The 8,236-nt window shown below is 74.4% G+C and carries 7 protein-coding genes; 3 read left to right on the top strand and 4 right to left on the bottom strand.

Annotated elements, in window-relative coordinates; translation table 11 throughout:
* Nucleotides 1-163: 163 nt before the first annotated feature.
* Genes ACFWEK_RS15730 through ACFWEK_RS15740 form a run of 3 tightly spaced genes read right to left on the bottom strand, consistent with a single transcriptional unit; the run spans nt 164 to nt 4,835 of the window.
* On the bottom strand, nt 164-580 hold the full coding sequence (locus ACFWEK_RS15730; RefSeq protein ID WP_429730019.1) for a DUF742 domain-containing protein: 417 nt from the start codon (nt 578-580) through the stop codon (nt 164-166).
* A gap of 10 nt (nt 581-590) precedes the next feature.
* On the bottom strand, nt 591-1,040 hold the full coding sequence (locus tag ACFWEK_RS15735) for a roadblock/LC7 domain-containing protein (protein WP_079573344.1): 450 nt from the start codon (nt 1,038-1,040) through the stop codon (nt 591-593).
* A 33-nt stretch (nt 1,041-1,073) separates the two neighbouring features.
* Nucleotides 1,074-4,835 (bottom strand): ATP-binding protein, encoded by a 3,762-nt coding sequence (locus tag ACFWEK_RS15740; protein WP_430554636.1) that lies wholly within the window; start codon nt 4,833-4,835, stop codon nt 1,074-1,076.
* Nucleotides 4,836-5,016: 181 nt separating this feature from the next.
* Here ACFWEK_RS15740 and ACFWEK_RS15745 point away from each other — a divergent pair, with 181 nt between their 5' ends.
* On the top strand, nt 5,017-5,994 hold the full coding sequence (locus ACFWEK_RS15745) for an NAD(P)H-quinone oxidoreductase (protein ID WP_430554637.1): 978 nt from the start codon (nt 5,017-5,019) through the stop codon (nt 5,992-5,994).
* 56 nt (nt 5,995-6,050) lie between these two features.
* Complete coding sequence (locus ACFWEK_RS15750) at nt 6,051-6,644, top strand: bacterial proteasome activator family protein (RefSeq protein ID WP_430554638.1); 594 nt, start codon at nt 6,051-6,053, stop codon at nt 6,642-6,644.
* Between the two features lie 38 nt (nt 6,645-6,682).
* On the opposite strand, the gene ACFWEK_RS15755 is transcribed toward ACFWEK_RS15750, so the two are convergent.
* On the bottom strand, nt 6,683-7,513 hold the full coding sequence (locus tag ACFWEK_RS15755) for a DMT family transporter (RefSeq protein ID WP_430554639.1): 831 nt from the start codon (nt 7,511-7,513) through the stop codon (nt 6,683-6,685).
* Between the two features lie 254 nt (nt 7,514-7,767).
* On the opposite strand from ACFWEK_RS15755, the gene ACFWEK_RS15760 reads away from it, so the two are divergent.
* Nucleotides 7,768-8,211, top strand: coding sequence for a DUF805 domain-containing protein (locus ACFWEK_RS15760; RefSeq protein ID WP_430546539.1), 444 nt, complete (start codon nt 7,768-7,770; stop codon nt 8,209-8,211).
* Nucleotides 8,212-8,236 lie beyond the last annotated feature (25 nt).

Raw genomic sequence — 8,236 nt, forward strand, 5'->3', positions numbered from 1 at the left:
GTCCTGGGCGGCGGACGGGCCGCCGCCCAGCACGCTCTGCCGCTGCGGGGCGCCGACCGCCGCCGGCGCGCCACCGGCCACCGGCGCGCTCACGGCGCCGAGGGCCGGGGACACCGGAGCCCACGCCGGGGACATGCCTCCGGAGGCTCCGGGCGCCGGGCTGTCAGAGGGCGGAAATGCCATTGAGAACACTCTCCAAGACGCTCAGAGACAGGCCCGAGTGGGAACTGCCGTGACCCGTGTGGACGTTCACCGGGGTCGAGGTGTGCACGGTGATGTGCCCCTCCTCCTGCATGTCCGCAACCAGGATGCGGACGACGCCGAGGGGCAGTCGCAGCAGCGCGGAGAGCTCCGCGATCGAGACGTAGGTGTGCGCGGCGTGCTGCAGGATCGCCCGCTTCTCCGGGGTGAGGCCGACGCTCGTGACGGCGCCGGGCATCACCTCGACCAGCGCCTCGAGCGGCAGGTCGGACAGGGCGGATCGGACGCGGCCACCGGTCACCGCATAGGGACGCACCGTCGAGGCCTCGTAGCCGTCTGCCGAGTGCGCACCCAGAGAACCGAACGATGCGTGCGTCATGATCGCGACCTCATCCCACCCGCGCGGAGCGCGTCGAGCCGTCCACAGGAAGGTTCCCGCGCATCTCCGAGATCAGCTGCGGGGTGAGCGTCGCCTCGGTGCGGGAGACGAGCAGGGCCATCTCGTAGCCGATGAGCCCGATGTCGCACGAGGACTCGGCCACCACCGCGAGGACCGACCCGTTCGAGACGTTCATCAGGAAGAGGAAGCCGTTGTCCATCTCGATGACGGCCTGCCGCACGTTGCCGCCGTCGAGCTGGCGCGCCGCCCCGCGCGTCAGGCTCGACATGCCGGAGACGATCGCCGCCAGCTGGTCACCGCTGGTGCGGTCGAGCTGGTCGGACATCGCCATGAGCAGACCGTCCGCCGAGACCACCAGCGTGTGGCGGCTGCCCGGGACGGTGCGCACGAAGTTGTCGAGAAGCCACCCGAAGTTGGTCGCTTCAGTACTGAGGGTCACGCTTCCTCCTCGTCGATACGCCGAAGGCGCAGGTCACCGCTGGTGCGGCGCGGATCCAGGGACATCATTCACGGTAGGGGCGGCCTGCGTCGAGGCCCGGACGGCCCCGGCGTCGTTCCGGCCGCGGCTCGTGGCGGACTGGAAGGCCGACAGTCGCGACCTCAGCTGCTCCGGGTCCCGCTCGATACGGGCCGTGAACCGCTCGGTCGACGCGGTCGACTCCCCCGCCCGCTGGCGCCGCGCGAGGCCGCCGGCCTCGCCCGCGACCGTCGTCGGGCGGTACGTCTGCTCGTTCGTCGAAGTCACGTTCCCTTCCTGGAAGACGCCGCGCTGCAGCATCGTGGACATCTCCTCGTAGAGGACGGCCGAGGCCATCCACTCCGACCGCGCCTCGACGGTGTCGGGCACGAAGTGCGGGTCCAGCGGGTCGTAGCCCGCCGGCTCCGTCGGGCGCAGCGGCAGCACCGAGCCGCCGTACGACGTCGCGGCCGAGGCGGACGGCTCGTCGGCCGGCGCCGGCAGCGGCGCCTCGTCCCGCGTCGCCCCGTACGCCGTCGCCCCGAAGGCCGGGACCTCGGGTCGCGCCGGCTCCGGCGCGGCCTGGGTGGCGGCAGGGAAGGGCGACGCGGTCGGGGCGGCCGGGGCGACGGGCTCGTCGGCCGAGGGCTTGCGCCCGAAGAGGCCGCGCTTACGACCACCCTGCGCGGGCGTCTCGCGGCCGGCGCGACGCCCCGGCAGGTCGGCGATGAGGTCCTCGAACGCGGGCAGCTCCTGGAACGCGTCCTGCCCCTGCGCCTCCTCCGGCGCGAGCGAGTCCGTCGGTGCGAACGGGCTCGCGGACGGCGGCGTCACGGGGTCGAACGACGGCCCGGGGACGGGAGCCGAGACCGGCCCGGCAGCGGGCTCCGTGACCTCGCGGACGACCGGGTCGAACGACGACGTCACCGGCTCCGCGTAGGGCACGGGCGCGGGCTCGTGCCGCACGGGCTCCACGACCGGAGGCGCGGGCTCGACCGGCGCGGCGGAGGCGACGTCCCGCGTCGGCAGCGCCACGGCCGGCGCCGCCTCGGTGGCGGGCCGGTACGGCTCCGGCTGCACGGGCGCGAACGCCTCTGCCGCAGGCGCCTCGACGGGCGCCTCGGAGGGCATCTCGACGGGCGCCGGGGTGGGCGCGGCCGCGTACGGGACGTCCTGGGCGGAGACCGGTGCGACCGGCTCGGGGAGGACCGGCGCCGCGGGCCCCGGGTCGGCCGGCGCCAGCGGGGCGAGCTCGTCCGGGAGTGCCGCCGGGTCCTCCGTCACCGCGTCGAGCTGGAGCGTGCTCTCGGTCTCGGCGACGTCGAGCGACCCCATCGAGCGGAAGCTCGAGAACAGGCCCGCCCGCTGGTCGACGCCGAGGACGGGTGCGGAGACGGGCTCCGGCTCGGCGACCGGCTCGGGCTGCGCCCGGTGCCGGCTCGGCAGCGAGCCTGCCGAGGCCTCGACCTCGGCCGGCGGCCGCCAGGAGTCGGTGGTCGCCTCGTCCAGGTCCGGCAGCTCGGGCGTCGCGAGCGGCGGCAGCACGATCGGGCCGGTGTCGGGTCGCGTCACGGCCTCGCCGGAGCCGACACCGGAGCGCCGGCGGCGCGGCATGCCGATCGACGTCGTGCCGTCGGTCAGGGCGTCCAGGTCGACCGGCACCGCGGCCGGCGGCTCCGGCTCGACCGGGAGGGCGGTCGACGCGACCGGGGCCACCGGGGCCACCGGGGCCGCCGGGGCGACCGCCGGGGTCGGCATCGTGGGGGGCTCCACCGCGTCCGGGATCCCGAACGACGGTGCGGGCTCCGGAGCCTCGAAGGGCACCGCGCCGATCGGCCCGGAGGCCTGCTCCTCGAACGCCTCCGCGATCTGGCCGCCGAGGTCGGCGGCGGCGTTCTGCGTGGCCGCCTCCAGCGGGTCGGTCGGCTGCGGCAGCGGCAGGGCGTCGTCGGGCAGGAACAGGTCGGCCGGGAACACGACCGTGACCTCCGTGCCCGACCCCGACGCCCCGACCTGGTACCGGACCTGCGCGTTGAGGCGGTCGGCCAGGCGGCCGACCACGTAGAGGCCGAGGCGCTGGGCGCCGACGGCGTCCGACGCGGAGCGGCTGGAGACCTTGGTGTTCGCGTCCGCGATCTCCTCGGGGCTCATGCCGAGCCCGTGGTCGCGCACGGTGACGACGACGCCGCGCTCGTCGCGCGACGTCGACACCTCGACGGGCGTGTGCGGCTCGGAGAACATCGTCGCGTTCTCCAGCAGCTCCGCCAGCAGGTGCGCGGAGCTCAGCGCGTTGTGGCCGAGCATGTGCGGGTCCACCCCCAGGTCGAGGCGGACGCGGTCGTAGAGCTCGATCTCGGACGACGCCGTGCGGACGACGTCGGAGATCGGCATCGGGTTGCGCACGCGCCGGCCCGAGTCGATGCCCGCGAGCACGAGGAGCGACTCGGCGTTGCGCCGCATCCGCGTGGCCAGGTGGTCCAGGCGGAAGAGGTTCGACAGCGTGCTCGGGTCCTCCTCGGACCGCTCCAGCTCGTCGAGGAACGACAGCTGGCGGTTGAGGAGCACCTGGTCGCGACGCGCCACGTTGACGAACATCTCCGCGATGGAGCCGCGGAGCGCGGCCTGCTCGCGCGCGACGACCATGGTCGTCTCGTTCACCTCGTTGAACGCGGCCGCGAGGCGCCCGATCTCGTCGCTGGACTCGACGGGCACCTGCACGAGGTCGATCGACGGCGCCTGCCCGGGCACCGCCATCTGCTCCACCATGCGGGGCAGACGGTCGCGCACCTCCGCCGTCGCGGAGGTCAGGCGGGCCAGCGGCTGCACGATGCGGCGCGCGATGAGCAGCGCCAGCAGGAACGACACGAGCACGACGCCGAACGCCGCCGCTCCGGTCAGCAGGGCGGCGGTCTGCGCGCTGCCCGCGAGGTCCTTCGAGTACTCGACCGCGGCGTCGCGGGACTCGTCGCGCACCGGCTGCGTGGACTCGACCCAGCCCTGCGAGAGCGCGTTCCACTGGCTCGCGACCTCGGGGTCGATGCCGGAGAAGTTCAGGTAGCGCAGCTGGAGGCGGGCACGGTCGAGGTCCGCCTCGTAGCCGGGCACCTCGAGCTCGCCCGGGATCAGGTCGAGCTGCTCCTGCGCGGTCGCGATCAGTCCGTCGGTGGTCTGCAGCAGGCTCACCATGCGGCCGTTGAGGTCCGACGGCGGGGCCTCGCCCTGCGCGAGGAAGTTCAGGGCCGCGCCGGCGACCGGTCGCTCCATCGTGTTGGCGAGCATCGCCTCGTCGAGGGCGACGTAGGCGTTGATGTGCCGCGTGAGCCCGGCGTCGTCGCTGCTCTGGGCGATGGCGCGCGGGACGTCCAGCGCGTTCTCGCTCAGCGCGGTGTACCGCTCGGTCGCGCGCGACTCGGAGAGCTGGCCGGAGATGACGTTGCGCTGCAGGTCGTCCAGGACCGTGCGGTCGCGGAGCGTCCGGTTCACGGCATCCTGCACGTTGGTGGGCAGGGCGGTGGTGTCGAGCACCTCGAGCGCCTCGTCGCGGGCGTCGAGGGCGCGGTCCGTCTCCTCCTGCGCCTTGACGAGCGCCTTCTTGGCACCCGGGATCCCCTTGTCGGCGGCGATGTTCGTGGCGCGCTCCGCGGCCACGGCGGAGCCCGCGTCGTCCTGCAGCTGCAGCGACTCCATGAGGGCCGCGGTCTGCTCGGCGCTGCGGTTCTCCTGCAGCGACTGCCAGGTGATCCAGCCCGCCGTCAACGCCAGGACGAAGATCGGCACGGCGAGTGTCGCAAGAATCTTCCCGCGAACGCCCAACCTGCGGAGCATCTGAACCTCTCTCCAACACTGTTCGTCGAGGCGGGCGACCGTCGTCGTCCGATCCTCGGGTGGGTGCCATCACGTCCGGCACCACCCCCCGCGCCCGGCTGGGCTTCCAGGCACGCGAGTAGGCTCCATCGGTGTGCGAGCGGTCACGATATCGGCACCTGGCGGTCCAGGGAAACTCACCCTATCCCTCGTCAACCTGGGCAAACCGGGCCCCGGCGAGGTTCTGGTCGACGTCGCCGCCGCGGGGGTCAACCGCGCTGACCTGCTGCAACGCGCCGGAAACTATCCTCCGCCGACCGGCGCTCCCGAGTGGCCGGGTCTGGAGATCTCGGGTACGGTCCGCGCGCTCGGGCCGGGGGTGACCACCTGGGCGCCCGGCGACCGGGTCGTCGCGCTGCTCGAGGGCGGGGGCTACGCCGAGCAGGTCGTGGCGCGTGCGGCCCAGCTGCTGCCCCTGCCCGACGGCGTCGACCTCGTCGACGGCGCCGCGCTGCCGGAGGCCGTCTGCACCGCCTGGACCAACCTCGTCGACACCGGCCGGCTGCACGCGGGCGAGACGCTCCTCGTCCAGGGCGGCTCGGGCGGAGTCGGCAGCGTCGCGATCCAGCTCGCCGCGGCGCTCGGGGCGCGCGTCGTCGCCACCGCGGGCGGCCCGGAGCGCGTGGCCCGCTGCGTCGAGCTCGGCGCGGACGTCGCCGTCGACCACCGCACGCAGGACGTCGTGGCCGCGGTGCGCGACGCGACCGGCGGGCGCGGAGCCGACGTCGTGCTGGACGTGCTCGGCGGCGGCGGCCTCGCCGACAACGTCCGCGCGCTCGCCCCGGGTGGCCGGCTCGTCGTCATCGGGCTCCAGCGAGGCCGCCGCGGGGAGCTCGACCTCAACGCCCTCATGGCCAAGCACGCCTGGGTCACCGGGACCCTGCTGCGTCCGCGCAGCGCCGCGGAGAAGGCGGCCCTGGTCGCGACCGTGTGCGAGCGGGTGTGGCCCATGATCGCCGACGGCCGGGTGCGGCCCGTGGTGCACGCCAGGGTGCCGTTCGCCGAGGCCCCCACCGCGCACGAGCTGCTCGAGTCCGGCGCGGTGTTCGGCAAGGTGCTGCTGGTGCCCTGACGCCCTCCCGGCGTCCCGACCGGCTCCTGTCGGCCCCGTGGGCCACACTGGGACGCATGACCGAGAGCGACGACGGCACTCGCGACACCGACGGCACCACCCCGCGGGTGGTCACCCCGGACGGGGAGACCACCGAGCCGGAGGGCGTCGCAGCCCCCGCCGAGGGGGGCGAGCCCGAGGAGACGTCGCGCATCGAGGAGCCCGCCAAGGTGATGCGCATCGGCGGCATGATCAAGCGGCTGCTCGACGAGGTGCGCGACGCCCCGCTCGACGACGCCGCGCGCACCCGGCTGGCCGAGATCCACGAGCGCTCCCTCGCGGAGCTCGAGGAGGGCCTCTCCCCCGACCTCGTCGAGGAGCTGCACCGCATCACGCTCCCGTTCTCGGACGAGGGAGTGCCGTCGGACGCCGAGCTGCGGGTGGCGCAGGCCCAGCTGGTCGGCTGGCTCGAGGGCCTGTTCCACGGCATCCAGACGGCGCTCGTCGCCCAGCAGATGGCGGCGCAGGCGCAGCTCTCGCAGATGCGTCGCGCGCTCCCGCCCGGGGCGCATCCGGCGCCGTTCAGCCCCGGCGGGCCGGCAGGCCCGGGCCAGCCGTCCGGTCAGCCCGGGCAGGACGACCGGCGCCCCTCCCCCGGTCAGTACCTGTAGCCCGTCCGTGCAGACCGACCGGGCCCCGCGGGGACCGGTCAGGTCCGCGCCGTCATGACGATGGCGCCGGAGACGAGCGCGAGGCCGGCCAGCTCAGGCCAGGTGGGGACCTGCTGCAGGACGACGGCGCCGACGAGGACGGCGGTCGCGGGCAGGAGCGCGAGCATGACGGAGAACCGGGCCATGCCGACCCGACGCAGCACCACCTGGTCCAGCACGTACGGGACGACGGACGAGCAGACCGCCACGACCAGCAGGAACAGCAGGAGGGACGGGTCGGTCACGACCTCCGGCGTCGACCACGCGAAGAACGGCGCGAACGCGACGGCACCCGCCACCATGCCGACCGCGAGCCCGTCGACGCCGGACCCGCCGTGGGCGACCCGCTTGCCCAGCACGATGTAGCCGGCCCAGCACGCGGCCGCCGCGAGCACGGCGCTCAGCCCGATCACGGCATCCTCGCGAGGGATCCCGGAGCCCAGGGTGACGCCCGCGAGCAGCACCACGCCGGCCGCCGCCACCACGATCGCCGCCCGCTCCTGCCAGCCGCGGCCCGTGACGGCGGCGACGGCCACGGGGCCGAGGAACTCGATCGCGACGGCGACGCCGAGGGGCAGGTGGTCCACCGCCACGTAGAACACGACGTTCATCGCCGCGAGGACGACGCCGAACAGCGCGGCCGCGACGAGGTCGCGGCGGGTCCAGCGCCGTCGCCACGGGCGCCGCCACGCGAGGAGGACGACGGCGGCGAGGGCGATGCGCCACCAGCCGACCGCGGGCGCCCCCAGACGGTCGAAGAGGCCGACCGCGACGGCCGCGCCCGCGTACAGGGTGAACCCGGAGACCAGGAACATGGCGGGGGCAGGCACGCGGTCCAGCACTCCGCGCGAGGAGGGGACGGGGGTCGACACCCCCGGGAGCATACGGGCGCAGCACATCCGGCCCGAACCCGCGACGGGGAGCCCTCCCCACCCAGGATGTGGACGAGACGTGGACGAGCCCTGGACGTCGCGTGCGCACACGCCCTACGCTCGCGGGGCTGTCAGGGCCGGCGCGCGATCCCGCGCGCACCGCGGGGCACCTTCGTCCCCGCCGCCCTCTCCAACGACCCAGTGAGGCCGCCATGTCCTTCCCGGACGCGATCAAGTCCGTCTTCTCGCAGTACGCCACCTTCACCGGCCGCGCGCGCCGGTCGGAGTTCTGGTTCTGGTACCTGTTCCTGGTGATCATCGCCGCGGTGGAGGGCGTCCTGCTCGGCACCGTGGGCGCCGCGTCGATCGACACGACCACCGGCACGTTCGGCGCCGGGTACTACGTGGTCGTGAGCCTGGTCTCGATCGTCTGGCTCGCCCTGCTCCTGCCGACGCTCGCCGTGATGGTGCGTCGCCTGCACGACCAGGACAAGTCGGGCTTCTTCTGGTTCATGACCTTGATCCCGCTGGCCGGCCCGATCATCATGATCGTCTTCTACGCCACCGCGGGCACCGTGGGCGCGAACCGCTTCGGCCCGGACCCCAAGGCCCTGGAGGCGGCGCCGTACGGCGCGCCCGCCGCCCCGGCGGTCTGACGACGCACGACGCACCGCGCGCGAC

It is taken from the genome of Isoptericola sp. NPDC060257 (genome assembly GCF_042726645.1).
In the GTDB taxonomy this organism is placed as follows: domain Bacteria; phylum Actinomycetota; class Actinomycetes; order Actinomycetales; family Cellulomonadaceae; genus Isoptericola; species Isoptericola nanjingensis.